The organism is Pseudomonas sp. LB3P31 (assembly GCF_054897945.1).
The window spans coordinates 2,139,282-2,156,244 of sequence record NZ_CM142710.1 but is presented as its reverse complement, the minus strand read 5'-3'; the positions used below and the strand labels follow the sequence as shown (position 1 = coordinate 2,156,244).

Genomic DNA, 16,963 nt, shown 5'->3' with positions numbered 1-16,963 from the left:
CCTTGTTGTTTTCGAGCTCACAGACAGGATCACTATGCCGGCTTCATTCGTTCATCTACGCCTGCACACTGAATATTCCCTGGTCGACGGTCTGGTGCGGATCAAACCGCTGGTCAAGACCCTGGTCGGCATGAACATGCCTGCCGTGGCGGTCACCGACCAGAACAACATGTGTTCCCTGGTCAAATTCTACAAAGCCTCCATGGGCGCGGGCATCAAGCCGATCTGCGGCGCCGACCTGTGGCTGTCGAACAAGGATCCGGACAACGCCCTGAGCCGGATCAGCCTGCTGGCCATGAACGCCGTGGGTTATCGCAACCTGACTGAACTGATCTCCCGAGGGTTCATCGACGGCCAGCGCAATGGCTCGATCATCATCGAGCGCGAGTGGGTGGCCGAAGCCAGCGAAGGCTTGATCATGTTGTCGGCGGCCAAGGAAGGTGAAATCGGCCTGGCCATGCTCAGTGGCAATCCGGCGGAAGCGGAGACCCTGGCCCGCGAATGGATGGCGGTGTTCCCGGATCGTTTCTACCTGGAAATCCAGCGCACCAATCGTCCCAACGATGAAGAGCAGTTGCACGGCGCCGTGGCCCTGGCCGACAAGATCGGCGCGCCGCTGGTGGCGACCAACGATGTGCGCTTCATCAAGCAGGAAGACTTTGCCGCCCACGAAACCCGGGTTTGTATCGGTGAGGGCCGTGCCCTCGACGATCCCCGGCGTTCGAAGAACTACAGCGATCAGCAGTACCTCAAAAGTGCCGAGGAAATGGCCGAGCTGTTCAGCGACATTCCCGAAGCACTGGAAAACACCGTCGAGATCGCCCGCCGCTGCAACATTGAAGTCAAGCTGGGCAAGCACTTCCTGCCCAACTTCCCGATCCCCGATGGCATGACCATCGACGAGTACTTCCGCAAGGTGTCCTTCGATGGCCTGGAAGACCGTCTCAGTGTGTTGCTGCCCAGGGACACAACCGAGGACTACGACGCCAAGCGCCAGGTGTATGTCGACCGGCTGAATTTCGAGCTGGATATCATCATCCAGATGGGCTTCCCCGGTTACTTCCTGATCGTGATGGACTTTATCCAGTGGGCCAAGAGCAATGGCGTGCCGGTGGGGCCTGGACGGGGCTCGGGTGCCGGATCGCTGGTGGCCTATGTGCAGAAGATCACCGACCTCGATCCGCTGGAATATGACCTGCTGTTCGAACGTTTCCTCAACCCGGAACGGGTCTCCATGCCCGACTTCGACGTCGACTTCTGCATGGACGGTCGTGACCGGGTTATCGAATACGTGGCCGAGAAATACGGACGCAATGCGGTAAGCCAGATCATCACCTTCGGATCCATGGCCGCCAAGGCTGTGGTCCGGGACGTGGCGCGGGTGCAGGGCAAGTCCTACGGCCTGGCGGATCGCCTGTCGAAGATGATCCCCTTCGAAGTCGGCATGACCCTGGAAAAAGCCTACGAGCAGGAAGAGATCCTCCGTGACTTCATCAAGGTCGATGAAGAGGCTGCGGAAATCTGGGAGATGGCACGCAAGCTCGAAGGCGTTGTGCGTAACGTCGGCAAGCACGCCGGTGGTGTGGTTATCGCTCCAACCAAGCTGACCGACTTCTCGCCGATCTACTGCGACGAAGCCGGCGACGGTCTGGTAACCCAGTTCGACAAGGACGACGTCGAGGCGGCCGGCCTGGTGAAGTTCGACTTCCTCGGGTTGCGGACCCTGACGGTCATCGACTGGGCGCTGAAAACCATCAACCGCGACCGCGCGAAGGTCGATGAGCCGCCGCTGGATATCGCGTTCATCCCGCTGGATGACAAACCGACCTACCAGTTGCTGCAAAAAGCCGAAACCACTGCGGTGTTCCAGCTCGAGTCCCGGGGCATGAAGGAGCTGATCAAGAAGCTCAAGCCCGACTGCCTGGAAGACTTGATCGCACTGGTGGCACTGTTCCGTCCGGGCCCGTTGCAATCGGGCATGGTTGACGACTTTATCAACCGTAAGCACGGTCGCGCCGAACTGGCGTACCCGCACTCGGACTACCAGTACGAAGGCCTCAAGCCAGTACTGGCACCGACTTACGGCATCATCCTGTATCAGGAACAGGTGATGCAGATTGCCCAGGTCATGGCCGGTTACACCCTTGGCGGTGCGGACATGCTGCGTCGGGCCATGGGCAAGAAAAAACCTGAAGAAATGGCCAAGCAGCGCGGCGGTTTCATTGAAGGTTGCAAGACCAACAATATTGAAGCAGACCTGGCCGGTAACATTTTCGACCTGGTGGAGAAATTCGCCGGTTACGGCTTCAACAAGTCGCACTCTGCGGCTTATGGCCTGGTGTCGTACCAGACGGCCTGGCTGAAGACCCACTACCCGGCGCCGTTCATGGCCGCGGTACTGTCGGCGGACATGCACAACACCGACAAGGTCGTGACCTTGATCGAAGAAATTCGCACCATGAAGCTGCGTCTCGACGCGCCGGATGTGAATACTTCGGAGTTCAAGTTCACGGTGAATGAAGAGGGCCGGATCATCTACGGTCTGGGCGCGATCAAGGGCGTTGGCGAAGGGCCGGTCGAGGCGATTACCGAAGCGCGCCAGCACGGGCCGTTCAAGGATCTGTTCGATTTCTGCGCCCGGGTCGACCTCAAGCGCATCAACAAGCGCACCCTCGACGGTTTGATCCGTAGTGGTGCCCTGGATCGTCTGGGGCCATATTTTCACGACGAACCGAAGGCTTATCAGGCGAGCATCGACCAGAACCGCGCGGTGTTGCTCAATGCGATGGAAGGGGCGATCAAGGCCGCCGAACAGACCGCCCGCACCCACGACAGTGGTCACGCCGACCTGTTTGGCGGGCTGTTCGTCGAGGAAGATGCCGACGTCTACGCCAATCACCGCAAGGCGAAAGAGCTGACGTTGAAGGAGCGCCTCAAAGGTGAGAAAGACACCCTGGGCCTGTACCTGACCGGGCACCCGATCGACGAATACGAAGGCGAGATTCGCCGGTTCGCCCGTCAGCGCATCATCGACCTGAAACCGGCGCGCGATACCCAGACCGTGGCCGGCATGATCATCGCGCTGCGGGTGATGAAGAACAAGAAGGGCGACAAGATGGGGTTCATTACCCTGGACGACCGCTCTGGCCGGATTGAAGCCTCGCTGTTTGCCGAAGCGTTCCATTCCGCGCAGTCGCTGCTGCAGACCGACGCGATGGTGGTAGTCGAAGGCGAGGTCAGCAACGATGACTTCTCCGGCGGCTTGCGCCTGCGGGTCAAGCGCGTGATGAGCATGGAGGATGCGCGCACCAACCTGGCCGAAAGCCTGCGCCTGAAGCTGCAGACCAAGGACTTGAAAGGCGATCAGCTACGCTGGCTGGGTGAATTGTTCAAGCGCCATCGCGGCGCGTGTCCGATCACCATGGAGTACACGAGCCCCGACGCCAAGGCCTTGCTGCAGTTCGGCGAGACCTGGCGGATCGACCCGGCGGATGCGTTGATTCAAGCCTTGCGTGACCAGTTCGGGCGAGACAACGTCTTCCTCCAATACCGTTGACGGTCAGGTGCCATTATTGCCATCAAGCACATGGCCCTGATCTCGACCAAACTTTTTAATCTCGACCTGAACGCGCCTCTCCCTTAAGGTAGGGCGCGAATAGACAACCGGCCGACCCAAGCTCACTTGGATGTCGACCCAAGACGGACGCCTATGAACCCGAATTTTCTAGATTTCGAACAGCCGATCGCCGACCTGCAAGCCAAGATCGAAGAGTTGCGCTTGGTCGGTAATGACAATTCGCTGAATATCGGCGATGAGATCTCCCGCCTTCAGGACAAGAGCAGCACCCTGACCGAGGACATCTTCGGCAAGCTGACCAGCTGGCAGATCGCACGTCTCGCGCGTCATCCGAAACGTCCGTACACCCTCGATTACATCGAGCATATCTTCACCGAGTTCGACGAACTGCACGGCGACCGTCACTTCTCCGACGACGCTGCTATCGTCGGCGGCATTGCCCGCCTGGACGATCAGCCGGTGATGATCATCGGTCACCAGAAAGGCCGTGAAGTGCGCGAGAAGGTTCGCCGCAACTTCGGCATGCCGCGTCCGGAGGGCTACCGCAAGGCGTGCCGCCTGATGGAAATGGCCGAACGCTTCAAGATGCCGATCCTGACCTTCATCGACACCCCGGGTGCCTACCCGGGTATCGACGCCGAAGAGCGCAACCAGAGCGAAGCGATTGCCTGGAACCTGCGTGTGATGTCGCGCCTGAAAACCCCAATCATCGCCACCGTGATCGGTGAGGGTGGTTCCGGTGGTGCATTGGCGATTGGTGTCTGCGATCAGCTGAACATGCTGCAGTACTCGACCTACGCGGTGATTTCGCCGGAAGGTTGCGCCTCGATCCTGTGGAAAACCGCAGAAAAGGCCCCGGATGCTGCTGAAGCCATGGGCATCACTGCCGAGCGCCTCAAAGGCCTGGGTATTGTCGACAAGGTGATTGGCGAGCCTCTGGGCGGCGCGCACCGCGACCCGGCAACTGCTGCCGCATCGATCCGTGCCGAGCTGAGCTCGCAACTGGCGATGCTGAAGAAGTTCGACAACGAAGCGCTGCTCAAGCGCCGTTACGAGCGCCTGATGAGCTACGGTCTCTAAAGACCAAGCGATACCCCCGTAGGAGCTGCCGAAGGCTGCGATCTTTTGATCTTGTTTTGATTTTCAAGACAAGATCAAAAGATCGCAGCCTTCGGCAGCTCCTACAGGGACTTTTGTGGTTTGAACGATATGAGTCAGCCCATGATTGATCTGCCTGCAAGGTTGCTCTTGAATCTTGCGCCCTGGCGCAACGCCACGACCTGGCGCATCGCCTTCTCCGGTGGCCTCGACTCCACCGTCCTGCTGCACCTCCTCGTCCATCTCGCCAAAACCCAATCCCTGCCAGCACTCAGGGCCATCCATATCCACCATGGCCTCCAGGCTGCGGCTGACGCGTGGCCGCAACACTGCCAATCGGTCTGTGATGCGCTGGGTGTGCCGCTACAGGTGATTCGCGTGCAGGTACAGCCCGGCGCCAGCCTGGAGCGTGCCGCGCGGGATGCGCGCTATAGCGCGTTCACTGAAGCCACTCAAGCCAACGAACTGCTGCTGACCGCCCAGCACCGCGACGATCAGGCCGAAACCCTGTTGTTTCGGCTGATGCGCGGGGCAGGGGTGCGTGGCCTGGCGGGGATGCCTCGTGAGCGGGTGCTGGGGCAGGGACATCTTGTGCGTCCGTTGCTCGACGTCACCCGCGCCGAGCTTGAGGCCTATGCATCGGAGCACAGGCTGAGCTGGATCGAAGACCCTTCAAATCAGGACCGCCAGTTCTCGCGCAATTACCTGCGCCATCAGGTAATTCCGGCCATGACCGAGCGCTGGCCGCAAGCTTTGGCCACCATGGCCCGCAGCGCCGCGCACCTGGGCGAAGCGCAGGGCTTGCTTGACGAGCTGGCACAAATTGACCTGGCCAGTGCCAGAGCGAGCGGTTTCGAATGGTTGGGCGTGCCGTCTCTCGAACTCGCACCGTTTACAGGGCTTTCCACCGCACGCCAGCGCAATGCACTGAGCCACTGGCTCACGCCCCTGACCCGGCTGCCCGACAGCGACCATTGGTCGGGTTGGGAAAATCTGCGCGATGCCGCCGCTGATGCCCGACCGGTCTGGCGCCTGGCGGAGGGCGAATTGCATCGAGCGGGCGGGCGGATCTGGTGGTTGTCCGGCAGCTGGTTGCGCCCTGTAGCCGAAGCTGGTGCCTGGAACGATCCAGCGCAACCGCTGGTACTGACGGAGAATGGAATGCTCAGTTTCAGCGGACAAATCCCCGCTGGCCCGCTGCAGATCCGCTATCGTCAGGGGGGCGAGGTCATGGCTGTGGGCGATCGCGGGCACCGCGACCTCAAGCGCCTGCTCAACGAACGCGGGGTTCCAGGTTTCGTCCGTGGCAGATTGCCGCTGCTCTACCGCGGCACGCAATTGCTGGCGGTGGCCAACCTGTGGGGCTTGAATGGCAGCGAGCAGGACGGCTGGCATTTGCATTGGGCGCCATTGAGCGAAGATCAAGGTTTGAGCTGAAAGGGGCTTTCCGGTAGACTACGCTCCCTTCTTGATACAACTTCTGTGGATTCGCCTGAATTGCAGGAGTTGCCGATTACCAAGCAGTCTTTGCTGGGCGATTCCAAAAAATGTGTAGCGAGCAACGTACCGGTGTTTCACCTGCCGGTCTGTCCCAACGCGGCGGTTTTTTCGAAAGGTGCACTGTGATTAATGCAGGTGATCGGGGGCTTCGGCCTTCCTTCGCTTCCCCCGGCGGCTCGGACCGCTTTAACGCAGACTTCTAGGGTTTTTCATGACGCGCTACATATTCGTCACGGGCGGTGTTGTTTCTTCATTGGGGAAAGGCATTGCATCGGCTTCATTGGCGGCGATCCTGGAGGCGCGGGGACTTAAGGTCACCATGCTGAAGCTGGACCCGTACATCAACGTCGACCCAGGCACCATGAGCCCGTTCCAGCACGGTGAAGTGTTCGTCACCCACGACGGCGCCGAGACCGACCTGGACCTGGGCCACTACGAGCGGTTCATCCGCACGACCATGACCCAGAACAACAACTTCACCACCGGCCGTGTCTACGAACACGTCCTGCGCAAAGAGCGCCGTGGTGACTACCTGGGTGCAACCATCCAGGTGATCCCGCACATCACCGACGAAATCAAGCGCCGGATCATCAAGGGCGCCGGCGATGCCGACGTGGCCATGGTCGAGATCGGTGGCACCGTGGGTGACATCGAGTCGCAACCGTTCCTCGAAGCGATCCGTCAACTGCGTTTCGAAGTTGGCGCCAAGCGCGCGATGCTGATGCACCTGACCTTGGTCCCGTACATCGCCACTGCCGGTGAAACCAAGACCAAGCCAACCCAGCACTCGGTCAAGGAACTGCGTTCCATCGGCCTGCAACCAGACGTGCTGGTCTGCCGTTCCGATCACCCGATCGACATCTCGTCGCGTCGCAAGATCGCACAGTTCACCAACGTTGAAGAACGTGCGGTGATCGCGCTGGAAGACGCCGACACCATCTACAAGATCCCGGGCATTCTGCATTCGCAAGGCCTGGACGATTTTGTGGTCGAACGGTTCGGCCTGCAATGTGGCGGTGCCGATCTGTCCGAGTGGGAAGCCGTGGTCGACGCCAAGCTCAACCCTGAGCATGAAGTGACCATTGCCATGGTCGGCAAGTACATGGAGCTGCTGGACGCGTACAAGTCGCTGATCGAAGCGATGAGTCACGCCGGCATCAGCAACCGTACCAAGGTCAACCTGCGCTACATCGATTCCGAAGACATCGAGAACCAGGGCACCGCGCTGCTGGAAGGTGTCGACGCCATCCTGGTGCCGGGCGGCTTCGGTCTGCGTGGCGTGGAAGGCAAGATCACCGCCGTTCAATACGCTCGCGAAAACAAGGTTCCGTACCTGGGTATCTGCCTGGGCATGCAAGTGGCCGTGATCGAGTTCGCTCGCAACGTGATGGGCTGGAAAGACGCCAACTCCACCGAGTTCGATCGTGCCAGCGGCCACCCGGTCGTGGGTCTGATCACCGAGTGGGAAGATGCCACCGGCGCGGTCGAAACCCGTACCGAGACTTCCGACCTGGGCGGCACCATGCGTCTTGGCGCACAGGATTGCCTGCTTGAGCCGGGATCCCTGGTGCACGATTGCTACGCCAAGGACGTGATCGTCGAGCGTCACCGTCATCGCTATGAAGTGAACAACAACCTGCTGCCACAAATCATCGAAGCCGGCCTGAAAATCTCCGGTCGCTCCGGTGATGGCGCCCTGGTTGAAGTGGTCGAAGCACCGGATCATCCATGGTTCGTCGCTTGCCAGTTCCACCCTGAGTTCACCTCGACGCCACGCGACGGTCACCCGTTGTTCAGCGGTTTTGTCAAAGCTGCTTTGACTCAACACCAGAAGAAGGCGTAACCCTGATGGCGCAGAAGATCATCCGCGTAGGCGATATCGAGATTGCCAACGACAAGCCAATGGTGCTGTTCGGTGGCATGAACGTGCTGGAAAGCCGCGACATGGCGATGCAGGTTTGCGAAGAGTACGTCAAGGTCACCGAAAAACTCGGTATCCCTTACGTGTTCAAAGCCAGCTTCGACAAAGCCAACCGGTCTTCTGTGGCCTCTTACCGTGGCCCGGGCCTGGAAGAGGGCATGCGCATCTTCCAGGACATCAAGCAAGCCTTTGGCGTGCCGATCATCACCGACGTCCACGAGCCTGAACAGGCTGCGGTCGTCGCTGAAGTGTGCGACATCATCCAGCTGCCGGCCTTCCTGTCGCGCCAGACCGATCTCGTGGTCGCGATGGCCAGGACCGGTGCGGTGATCAACATCAAGAAAGCCCAGTTCCTCGCGCCCCAGGAAATGAAACACATCCTGAACAAGTGCGTGGAAGCGGGTAACGACCAGTTGATCCTGTGCGAACGTGGTTCGAGTTTCGGCTACAACAACCTGGTCGTGGATATGCTCGGCTTCGGTATCATGAAGCAGTTCGAATACCCGGTATTCTTCGACGTGACCCACGCGCTGCAAATGCCTGGCGGTCGTGCCGATTCTGCCGGTGGTCGTCGTGCCCAGGTCCTCGATCTGGCGAAAGCCGGGATCAGCCAGTCGCTGGCAGGCCTGTTCCTCGAAGCCCACCCGGATCCGGACAACGCAAAATGCGACGGCCCTTGCGCCTTGCGTCTGGACAAACTGGAGCCATTCCTGGCCCAGCTCAAGGCACTGGACGAATTGGTGAAGGGTTTTGCGACGGTAGAAACCGCGTAAACCTCATTTCTACTGTAGGAGCCGAGCTTGCTCGCGATGGGGCCCTAGAGGGCACCGCGAGCAGTGCGGCCAAAGCAATAATGTAATGCACAAGTTATAAATCGATCGGTAAAGCGTTTTCGTCAACTTTGGAGTGTTTACAACAATGGCAAAAATCGTCGACATCAAAGGTCGTGAAGTTCTCGACTCCCGTGGCAATCCCACCGTGGAAGCGGATGTGCTTCTCGATAACGGCATCATCGGCAGCGCTTGCGCGCCGTCCGGTGCTTCCACTGGCTCGCGCGAAGCGCTCGAGCTGCGTGATGGCGACAAGAGCCGTTACCTGGGCAAAGGCGTTCTCAAAGCCGTCGCCAACATCAACGGCCCGATCCGCGACCTGTTGAAAGGTACCGATCCAAGCGACCAGAAAGCGCTGGATCACGCGATGATCAAGCTCGATGGCACTGAAAACAAAGGCTCCCTGGGCGCCAACGCGATCCTCGCCGTTTCCCTGGCTGCGGCCAAGGCAGCAGCACAGGACCAGGACCTACCGCTGTACGCTCACATCGCCAACCTGAACGGCACTCCGGGTGTTTACTCGATGCCGGTTCCGATGATGAACATCATCAACGGTGGCGAGCACGCTGATAACAACGTCGACATCCAGGAATTCATGGTTCAGCCGGTTGGCGCCAAGTCTTTCTCGGAAGGCCTGCGCATGGGCACCGAAATTTTCCATCATCTCAAAGCTGTGCTGAAGGCCCGTGGCTTGAGCACTGCAGTCGGTGACGAAGGTGGTTTCGCACCTAACCTGGCTTCCAACGAAGACGCTTTGAAAGTGATCTCCGAAGCGGTGGCCAACGCCGGTTACAAGCTCGGTACCGACGTGACCCTGGCTTTGGACTGCGCGGCGAGCGAGTTCTACGAAGACGGCAAGTACAACCTGTCCGGCGAAGGCCAGGTGTTCACTGCTGAAGGTTTTGCTGACTACCTCAAAGGCCTGACCGAGCGTTATCCGATCATCTCGATCGAAGACGGCCTGGACGAGTCCGACTGGGCCGGCTGGAAAATCCTCACCGACAAGATTGGCGAGAAAGTCCAACTGGTAGGCGACGACCTGTTCGTAACCAACACCAAGATCCTGAAAGAAGGCATCGATAAAAAGATCGCCAACTCGATCCTGATCAAGTTCAACCAGATCGGCACCCTGACCGAAACCCTGGAAGCTATCCAGATGGCCAAGGCCGCTGGTTACACTGCCGTTATCTCGCACCGCTCCGGCGAAACCGAAGATTCGACCATTGCCGACCTGGCTGTGGGCACCTCGGCTGGCCAGATCAAGACCGGCTCCCTGTGCCGTTCCGATCGCGTCTCCAAGTACAATCAACTGCTGCGTATCGAAGAGCAGTTGAACGGCAAAGCCAAGTACAACGGTCGCAGCGAATTTCGCGGTTAATCGTTGACTGATATAAAGTCAGCGGATTGTGGCGAAAAAATCGCAACGGCGATGGATTTGCCACTAATCTGATGCCTTATCAGCACAAGCCTGGGTTCTCCAGGCTTCGTGCTATCAGATGCTTCAAGTTTTGGCATGGCTGTCTTTTTCACTGGAAACCCGATATTCGATGCGCAGTCCCAATTGGTTGTTCCTCGTCTTGCTCCTGTTGCTGGCTGGCCTGCAATACCGCCTGTGGGTGGGTAATGGTAGCCTCGCGCAAGTGGCCGAGCTGACTCAGCAGATCGCAGATCAACACGCTGAGAATGAAGGCTTGCTGGAACGCAATCGGGTCATGGACGCCGAAGTCAGTGAGTTGAAAAAAGGCATGGAGACCGTTGAAGAGCGGGCTCGCCATGAGTTGGGCATGGTCAAGGACGGTGAAACCCTTTACCAGCTGGCTCAATGAATTCCCCGATACCGGCCTTCTGGGCCGTGATTCCCGCCGCGGGCGTTGGCGCCCGAATGGCCGCAGACCGTCCCAAGCAATACTTGCAACTGGGCGGGCGCACTATTCTCGAACACAGCCTTGGCTGCTTCCTTGATCATCCTGCCCTGAAGGGGTTGGTGGTCAGTCTTGCTGTTGATGATCCCTATTGGCCGAACCTCGCCTGTGCTGGCGATGTGCGTATCCAGCGTGTCGAAGGCGGGGCTGAGCGCTCCGGGTCGGTACTAAACGCCCTCCTGCATTTGCATGCGCTGGGCGCCGACGATGAAGACTGGGTGCTGGTTCACGATGCCGCGCGGCCGAATCTGGCCCGGGATGACCTGGACAAGTTGCTCGGCGAACTGGCGGATGATGCTGTCGGCGGACTGCTGGCGGTCCCGGCGCGTGATACGTTGAAACGGGTCGACAAGCACGGTCGCGTGGTTGAAACCGTGGACCGCAGTGTGATCTGGCAGGCGTATACGCCGCAGATGTTTCGCCTTGGGGTGCTGCATCGGGCGCTGGCTGACAGCCTGGTGGCGGATGCGTTGATTACCGATGAAGCTTCGGCGATGGAGTGGGCGGGGTTGGCGCCGCGCTTGATCGAAGGGCGCTCGGACAACATCAAGGTCACGCGACCTGAAGATCTTGAGTGGTTGCGGCAGCGCTGGGCTAACCGTCGCTGAGTGATGTGGTGTCTGTACTGCCGCTATCGCGAGCAGGCTCACTCCTACAATGGATCTGCGGCGCACGCAAAAGTGAGCAACACAAAACACTGTAGGAGTGAGCCTGCTCGCGATAGCGGCAGTACAGATAACACAACACTCAACCCTGATACTCCTGCCTCAACGCCAACCCCTCCTTCAAATAATCCACCAACTTACGCACCTTCGGCGACAAATGCCGTTGCTGCGGATAAAGCGCCCACACCGCCGTATTCGGCGGCTGATGCGCATCCAGCAGCGAGATCAGCTCGCCACTTTTAAGGTGCTCCAGCACGTAATAGTCCGGCAACTGACACAACCCAACCCCTTGCAGCGCCGCATCCAGCACCGCCTGCCCGCTGTTGCAGCGCCAGTTGCCCTGGACCCGCTGGGAAAACTCCCGCCCGTTCTGCTCCAGTTGCCACAGGTCCGAGCTGCCGATCAGGCAATTATGCCGGCTCAATTCTGACAAGCTGTGTGGCCGACCATAACGTTCGACGTAGGAAGGCGAGGCGCACAGGTACATGCGTCGGGGTGCCAGGCGGGCCGCTACCAGCCTGGAATCCTGAAGACGGCCGAGGCGGATCGCCAGGTCGAGACCTTCATGCACCAGGTCGAGCTGCCGGTTGCTCAGTTCGATATCAATGCGCAGTTGCGGGTATAACGCCATGAACCGCGTCACTAGTGGCACGATAAATCGCTCGCCATAGGCCACGGCGCAGGTCATGCGCAGCATGCCCTTGGGCTCGCTGGTCAGGTCGCCGACTGCACGCAGTGCTTCTTCACGACCATCCTGCAAGCGTTGGCAATGCTGCAGAAACGTCTGCCCGGCTTCGGTCAGGGTCACCCTGCGGGTACTGCGGTACAGCAGCCGCGTCTGAAGACGTTCTTCAAGGCGTACGATCTGTCGGCTGATGTGGGAGGAAGAAACGCCGAGACGCTCCGCTGCCGCCGTGAACTGGCTTAATTCGGCTACGGCGACAAACTCGTCAATTCCTTCCCAGCGATTCTCGGACATCAATGATTATCCCTGTATGGCAATAATGTTTTGCTTTTGCCCGGATTATTCACCGTAAACCGATGTATTACACTCCCTGTCTCGTTAATTCACTGGAGTGTCCCCATGATCAAGTCGCGCGCCGCCGTTGCGTTCGAGGCCAAGAAGCCTCTCGAGATCGTTGAAGTCGACGTCGCCATGCCCAAGGCCGGTGAAGTCCTGCTGCGGGTAGTGGCCTCCGGTGTTTGCCATACCGATGCCTACACCCTGTCGGGTGCGGATCCGGAAGGCATCTTCCCGTCGATCCTGGGCCACGAAGGTGGCGCAGTGGTTGAAGCGATTGGCGAAGGCGTGACCTCGGTCGCGGTCGGCGATCATGTTATTCCGCTGTACACCCCGGAATGCCGCCAGTGCAAATTCTGCCTGTCGGGCAAGACCAACCTGTGCCAGGCCATTCGTGCGACACAGGGCAAAGGCCTGATGCCGGACGGCACTTCGCGTTTTTCCTACAAGGGCCAGGAAATTTTCCACTACATGGGCACTTCGACTTTTTCCGAATACACCGTGTTGCCGGAAATCTCCGTGGCCAAAATCGCCAAGGAAGCGCCGCTGGAAAAAGTCTGCCTGCTGGGCTGCGGTGTCACCACTGGCATCGGCGCGGTGCTCAATACCGCCAAGGTAAAACCAGGTGACACCGTGGCTATTTTCGGCCTCGGCGGCATCGGCCTGTCTGCAGTCATCGGTGCGGTCAAGGCCAAGGCGGCGCGGATCATCGCCATCGACATCAATCCGGGCAAATTCGAAATCGCCAGGCAGCTGGGCGCCACCGATTGCGTCAATCCGAAAGACTTCGATCGTCCAATCCAGGAAGTCATCGTCGACATGACCGATGGCGGCGTGGACTTCTCCTTCGAGTGCATCGGCAATGTGCAGCTGATGCGCGCCGCACTTGAGTGCTGCCACAAGGGTTGGGGCGAGTCGGTGATCATCGGTGTTGCCGGCGCCGGCCAGGAAATCGCTACCCGTCCATTCCAGCTGGTCACCGGTCGCGTCTGGCGCGGGTCGGCGTTTGGTGGAGTGCGCGGTCGCACCGAATTGCCAAGCTATGTCGAAATGGCTGAAACCGGGGAAATCCCGCTGGATACTTTCATCACCCACACCATGGGCCTGGAAGACATCAACAAAGCTTTCGACCTGATGCACGAAGGCAAAAGCATCCGTAGCGTCATTCATTTCTGAGGTCGCTCATGAGCCTGGAAAATATTTCCTGCCAGAAAAGCTTCGGCGGCTGGCACAAACGCTACCGGCATCGTTCCGATGTGCTCGGCTGCGACATGGTGTTTGCCGTGTACCTGCCGCCGCAAGCGGAGCAGGGCGGCAAGTTGCCGGTGCTGTATTGGCTGTCGGGCCTGACCTGCACCGACGAGAATTTCATGCAAAAGGCCGGCGCCCTGCGCATGGCCGCCGAGCTCGGGCTGATCATCGTTGCGCCGGACACCAGCCCTCGCGGCCCCGATGTACCCGGTGATCCGGATGGTGCCTGGGACTTCGGCCTGGGTGCCGGGTTTTACCTGAATGCCACCCAGGAACCCTGGTCCCGGCATTACCGGATGCATGACTATGTGGTGAAGGAACTGCCGGCTCTGGTCGAAGCGCATTTCCCTGCGTCGGACAAGCGCGGCATCAGCGGTCACTCCATGGGTGGTCACGGTGCGCTGGTATGTGCTTTGCGCAATCCGGGGCGCTATCAGTCGGTGTCGGCGTTTTCACCGATCAACAATCCAATGGACTGCCCGTGGGGGCACAAGGCCTTTTCCCGTTACCTGGGCGAGGACCGCTCCAAGTGGCGAGAATGGGATGCCTGCGCACTGATCGCCGAGGCGCACGAGAAGCTGCCGCTACTGGTCGATCAAGGAGATCGCGATGACTTCCTCGCCACCCAGCTCAAGCCTGAAGCCCTGCAACAGGCGGCCAAACTGGCCGGTCACCCGTTGACGTTGCGCCTGCAACCCGGCTACGACCACAGCTATTTCTTCATCGCCAGTTTCATCGATGAGCACTTGCAGCATCACGGACGCGCCCTAGGGGGTGCTCTCAGTTAGTTTCCCCACCGCGGAGGGGAAACTAATTGAGAGCACCCCCTCCTCTAATGCAGGTAGAATCACGCCCTGACAAAATTCGGGGCGTTTTTTTATGCGTATTGGCCACGGCTATGATGTGCACCGTTTCGCTGAAGGCGATTTCATTACTCTGGGCGGCGTGCGTATTGCATACGGCTTCGGGCTGCTCGCTCACTCCGACGGTGACGTCCTGCTGCACGCCTTGAGCGATGCCTTGCTCGGCGCCGCTGCGCTGGGTGATATCGGCAAGCACTTCCCGGACACCGACCCCACCTTCAAAGGCGCCGACAGTCGTGTGCTGTTGCGGCATGTCGTCGGTCTGATCCACGCCAAGGGCTGGAAAGTCGGCAACGTCGACAACACCATCGTCGCCCAGGCGCCGAAAATGGCCCCGCATATCGAATCGATGCGCGCGCTGATTGCCGCGGATCTTCAAGTTGAGTTGGACCAAGTGAACGTAAAAGCCACCACCACCGAAAAGCTCGGCTTTGTCGGTCGCGAAGAGGGTATTGCCGTGCATTCCGTTGCCCTGTTGCTGCGCGCATGAACGAACTGCAACTGCTCGGCCCGCGGGCTTATGGTGAGGCGCTCGGTACCGCAGTCCTGAAGGCCACGGCCGAAGACTTCCAGGTCGACGAAGTGCTCGATATTCCCCTCAGTGGTGATGGTGAGCATTTATGGATCTGGGTCGAGAAGCGCGGCCTGAACACCGAGGAAGCGGCACGGCGGATCGCCAAGGCGGCGGGCGTTCCTTTGCGCACCGTCAGCTATGCGGGCCTCAAGGATCGTCAGGCGCTGACTCGCCAGTGGTTCAGCGTGCAGTTGCCGGGCAAGGCCGATCCTGACCTGTCGGCGGCAGAAAACGACACGTTGAAAGTCCTCAAGACCGGCCGACACAGACGCAAGCTGCAACGCGGTGCTCACTCGGCCAATGGATTTACCCTGCGCCTGACTCAGTTCTCCGGTGACAAGGCGGCGATCGAAGAACGGCTGCAACTGATCAGCCAGCAAGGCATTCCCAACTATTTTGGCGCCCAGCGTTTTGGCTTCGACGGCGGTAACGTGGTCGATGCCCGCGGATGGGCCGCGCGCAAGGCCCTGCCGGAACAGCGCAATGTACGCTCGCGCCTGCTGTCTACCGCTCGCAGTTTCCTGTTCAACCAGGTGCTGGCCGCACGGGTTGCCGACGGCACCTGGCAGCAAGCCCAGGTCGGCGACCTGCTGGCCTTTACCGACAGCCGCAGCTTTTTTCCGGCCGGCGAAGCTGAGTGCAGCGACCCGCGCCTGGCGATTCTTGACCTGCATCCAACAGGACCGCAGTGGGGCGAAGGTGACTCACCGGCCACCGGGGTTGTCCATCAACTGGAGCAGGAAATCGCCTCTCGCGAAGCAGACTTGCGCGATTGGCTGGTTAACGCCGGAATGAGCCACGAACGTCGCATCCTGCGACTGCCCATTGGTGGGTTGACGTGGCATTATCCGGAGCCTGACATTCTGCAACTGGAATTCGTCCTACCGGCCGGATGCTTCGCCACCGTATTGGTGCGCGAGCTTGTCGATCTGGTGCCGGTGGGGCAGACGGACAGCCCATGCGTATTCTGATTTCTAACGACGATGGGGTCACCGCGCCCGGTCTCGCCGCGCTTTATGCTGCGCTGGCGGATTACACCGAATGCGTGGTGGTCGCCCCGGACCAGGACAAGAGTGGCGCCAGCAGTTCGCTGACGCTCGACCGTCCGTTGCACCCGCAAACCCTGGCCAATGGTTTTATCAGCCTGAACGGCACCCCTACCGATTGCGTGCATCTGGGCCTTAATGGCCTGCTGGAGCGCCAACCGGACATGGTAGTTTCGGGGATCAACCTGGGTGCCAACCTGGGGGACGACGTGCTGTATTCCGGCACCGTTGCCGCAGCGCTTGAAGGCCGTTTCCTGGAACGTCCCGCTTTCGCGTTCTCGCTGGTCTCACGGCAAGTGGAGAACCTTCCCACAGCGGCTTACTTTGCGCGCAAACTGGTAGAAGCCCACGCTGACCTTGACCTGCCCCCGCGCACGGTGCTGAACGTGAACATTCCCAATTTGCCCCTGGATCACATCCGCGGCATCCAGTTGACCCGCCTCGGCCATCGCGCCCGGGCGGCGGCACCGCTGAAAGTGGTCGACCCGCGTGGTAAATCCGGCTACTGGATCGCCGCCGCCGGGGATGCCGAAGACGGTGGCCCGGGCACGGATTTCCATGCCGTGATGCAAGGTTATGTGTCGATTACCCCACTGCAACTGGACCGCACCTTCAATGATGCCTTCAGAAGTCTCGATGGCTGGCTGGAGGGCTTGCGCTAATGGCTCGTGAACACGACGACATCCTGCGTCGCG

General features: G+C 59.8%; 14 protein-coding genes. 13 read left to right on the top strand and 1 reads right to left on the bottom strand.

Annotated features, from left to right (window positions below; all coding sequences use genetic code 11):
* The first annotated feature begins 34 nt into the window (after positions 1 to 34).
* From dnaE to ispD, 8 genes are all read left to right on the top strand, one after another.
* Positions 35 to 3,556, top strand: coding sequence for a DNA polymerase III subunit alpha (gene dnaE, locus ACYZTK_RS09835; protein WP_462014257.1), 3,522 nt, complete (start codon positions 35 to 37; stop codon positions 3,554 to 3,556).
* A gap of 153 nt (positions 3,557 to 3,709) precedes the next feature.
* On the top strand, positions 3,710 to 4,657 hold the full coding sequence (locus ACYZTK_RS09830) for an acetyl-CoA carboxylase carboxyltransferase subunit alpha (RefSeq protein ID WP_462014256.1): 948 nt from the start codon (positions 3,710 to 3,712) through the stop codon (positions 4,655 to 4,657).
* 129 nt (positions 4,658 to 4,786) lie between these two features.
* Positions 4,787 to 6,112: a tRNA lysidine(34) synthetase TilS gene (gene tilS / locus ACYZTK_RS09825; protein ID WP_462014255.1), complete on the top strand. Its 1,326-nt coding sequence runs from the start codon at positions 4,787 to 4,789 to the stop codon at positions 6,110 to 6,112.
* 274 nt (positions 6,113 to 6,386) lie between these two features.
* Entirely contained in the window at positions 6,387 to 8,018 is a 1,632-nt protein-coding gene (locus ACYZTK_RS09820) for a CTP synthase (protein WP_462014254.1), read from the top strand.
* A 5-nt stretch (positions 8,019 to 8,023) separates the two neighbouring features.
* Positions 8,024 to 8,869: a 3-deoxy-8-phosphooctulonate synthase gene (gene kdsA, locus ACYZTK_RS09815; protein ID WP_462014253.1), complete on the top strand. Its 846-nt coding sequence runs from the start codon at positions 8,024 to 8,026 to the stop codon at positions 8,867 to 8,869.
* Between the two features lie 145 nt (positions 8,870 to 9,014).
* The gene (gene eno / locus ACYZTK_RS09810; protein WP_138964488.1) at positions 9,015 to 10,304 is read left to right on the top strand and encodes a phosphopyruvate hydratase; all 1,290 of its coding nucleotides are present in this window, start codon (positions 9,015 to 9,017) and stop codon (positions 10,302 to 10,304) included.
* 169 nt (positions 10,305 to 10,473) lie between these two features.
* The gene (gene ftsB, locus ACYZTK_RS09805; RefSeq protein ID WP_008028992.1) at positions 10,474 to 10,752 is read left to right on the top strand and encodes a cell division protein FtsB; all 279 of its coding nucleotides are present in this window, start codon (positions 10,474 to 10,476) and stop codon (positions 10,750 to 10,752) included.
* Positions 10,749 to 11,456 (top strand): 2-C-methyl-D-erythritol 4-phosphate cytidylyltransferase, encoded by a 708-nt coding sequence (ispD, locus tag ACYZTK_RS09800; protein ID WP_462014252.1) that lies wholly within the window; start codon positions 10,749 to 10,751, stop codon positions 11,454 to 11,456. Before ftsB ends, ispD begins: the two co-directional genes overlap by 4 nt.
* 139 nt (positions 11,457 to 11,595) lie before the next feature.
* Here the strand turns inward: ispD and ACYZTK_RS09795 are convergent, their stop codons facing one another.
* A complete protein-coding gene (locus tag ACYZTK_RS09795; protein ID WP_462014251.1) occupies positions 11,596 to 12,492 on the bottom strand; it encodes a LysR family transcriptional regulator in 897 nt (298 codons plus the stop codon).
* 105 nt (positions 12,493 to 12,597) lie between these two features.
* Between ACYZTK_RS09795 and ACYZTK_RS09790 the strand changes: the two genes are divergently transcribed.
* The 5 genes from ACYZTK_RS09790 to surE all read left to right on the top strand — a co-directional run bounded on the left by ACYZTK_RS09790 (position 12,598) and on the right by surE (position 16,930).
* Complete coding sequence (locus tag ACYZTK_RS09790; protein ID WP_462014250.1) at positions 12,598 to 13,710, top strand: S-(hydroxymethyl)glutathione dehydrogenase/class III alcohol dehydrogenase; 1,113 nt, start codon at positions 12,598 to 12,600, stop codon at positions 13,708 to 13,710.
* 8 nt (positions 13,711 to 13,718) lie between these two features.
* Positions 13,719 to 14,573 (top strand): S-formylglutathione hydrolase, encoded by an 855-nt coding sequence (gene fghA / locus ACYZTK_RS09785; protein WP_462014249.1) that lies wholly within the window; start codon positions 13,719 to 13,721, stop codon positions 14,571 to 14,573.
* 91 nt (positions 14,574 to 14,664) lie between these two features.
* Positions 14,665 to 15,138 (top strand): 2-C-methyl-D-erythritol 2,4-cyclodiphosphate synthase, encoded by a 474-nt coding sequence (ispF, locus tag ACYZTK_RS09780; protein ID WP_462014248.1) that lies wholly within the window; start codon positions 14,665 to 14,667, stop codon positions 15,136 to 15,138.
* Positions 15,135 to 16,193, top strand: coding sequence for a tRNA pseudouridine(13) synthase TruD (gene truD / locus ACYZTK_RS09775; protein WP_462014247.1), 1,059 nt, complete (start codon positions 15,135 to 15,137; stop codon positions 16,191 to 16,193). The genes ispF and truD overlap by 4 nt, the downstream gene beginning before the upstream one ends.
* Complete coding sequence (gene surE / locus ACYZTK_RS09770; RefSeq protein ID WP_462014246.1) at positions 16,181 to 16,930, top strand: 5'/3'-nucleotidase SurE; 750 nt, start codon at positions 16,181 to 16,183, stop codon at positions 16,928 to 16,930. Before truD ends, surE begins: the two co-directional genes overlap by 13 nt.
* The last annotated feature ends 33 nt before the right edge of the window (positions 16,931 to 16,963 follow it).

What these genes read in the sequence shown, in the direction of transcription:
- truD (WP_462014247.1), top strand. Translation starts at nt 15,135, where the DNA reads ATGAACGAACTGCAACTGCTCGGCCCGCGGGCTTATGGTGAGGCGCTC.
- fghA (WP_462014249.1), top strand. Translation starts at nt 13,719, where the DNA reads ATGAGCCTGGAAAATATTTCCTGCCAGAAAAGCTTCGGCGGCTGGCAC.
- ispF (WP_462014248.1), top strand. Translation starts at nt 14,665, where the DNA reads ATGCGTATTGGCCACGGCTATGATGTGCACCGTTTCGCTGAAGGCGAT.
- eno (WP_138964488.1), top strand. Translation starts at nt 9,015, where the DNA reads ATGGCAAAAATCGTCGACATCAAAGGTCGTGAAGTTCTCGACTCCCGT.
- tilS (WP_462014255.1), top strand. Translation starts at nt 4,787, where the DNA reads ATGAGTCAGCCCATGATTGATCTGCCTGCAAGGTTGCTCTTGAATCTT.
- ACYZTK_RS09790 (WP_462014250.1), top strand. Translation starts at nt 12,598, where the DNA reads ATGATCAAGTCGCGCGCCGCCGTTGCGTTCGAGGCCAAGAAGCCTCTC.
- ftsB (WP_008028992.1), top strand. Translation starts at nt 10,474, where the DNA reads ATGCGCAGTCCCAATTGGTTGTTCCTCGTCTTGCTCCTGTTGCTGGCT.
- dnaE (WP_462014257.1), top strand. Translation starts at nt 35, where the DNA reads ATGCCGGCTTCATTCGTTCATCTACGCCTGCACACTGAATATTCCCTG.
- ACYZTK_RS09795 (WP_462014251.1), bottom strand. Translation starts at nt 12,492, where the DNA reads ATGTCCGAGAATCGCTGGGAAGGAATTGACGAGTTTGTCGCCGTAGCC.
- kdsA (WP_462014253.1), top strand. Translation starts at nt 8,024, where the DNA reads ATGGCGCAGAAGATCATCCGCGTAGGCGATATCGAGATTGCCAACGAC.
- surE (WP_462014246.1), top strand. Translation starts at nt 16,181, where the DNA reads ATGCGTATTCTGATTTCTAACGACGATGGGGTCACCGCGCCCGGTCTC.
- ACYZTK_RS09830 (WP_462014256.1), top strand. Translation starts at nt 3,710, where the DNA reads ATGAACCCGAATTTTCTAGATTTCGAACAGCCGATCGCCGACCTGCAA.
- ispD (WP_462014252.1), top strand. Translation starts at nt 10,749, where the DNA reads ATGAATTCCCCGATACCGGCCTTCTGGGCCGTGATTCCCGCCGCGGGC.
- ACYZTK_RS09820 (WP_462014254.1), top strand. Translation starts at nt 6,387, where the DNA reads ATGACGCGCTACATATTCGTCACGGGCGGTGTTGTTTCTTCATTGGGG.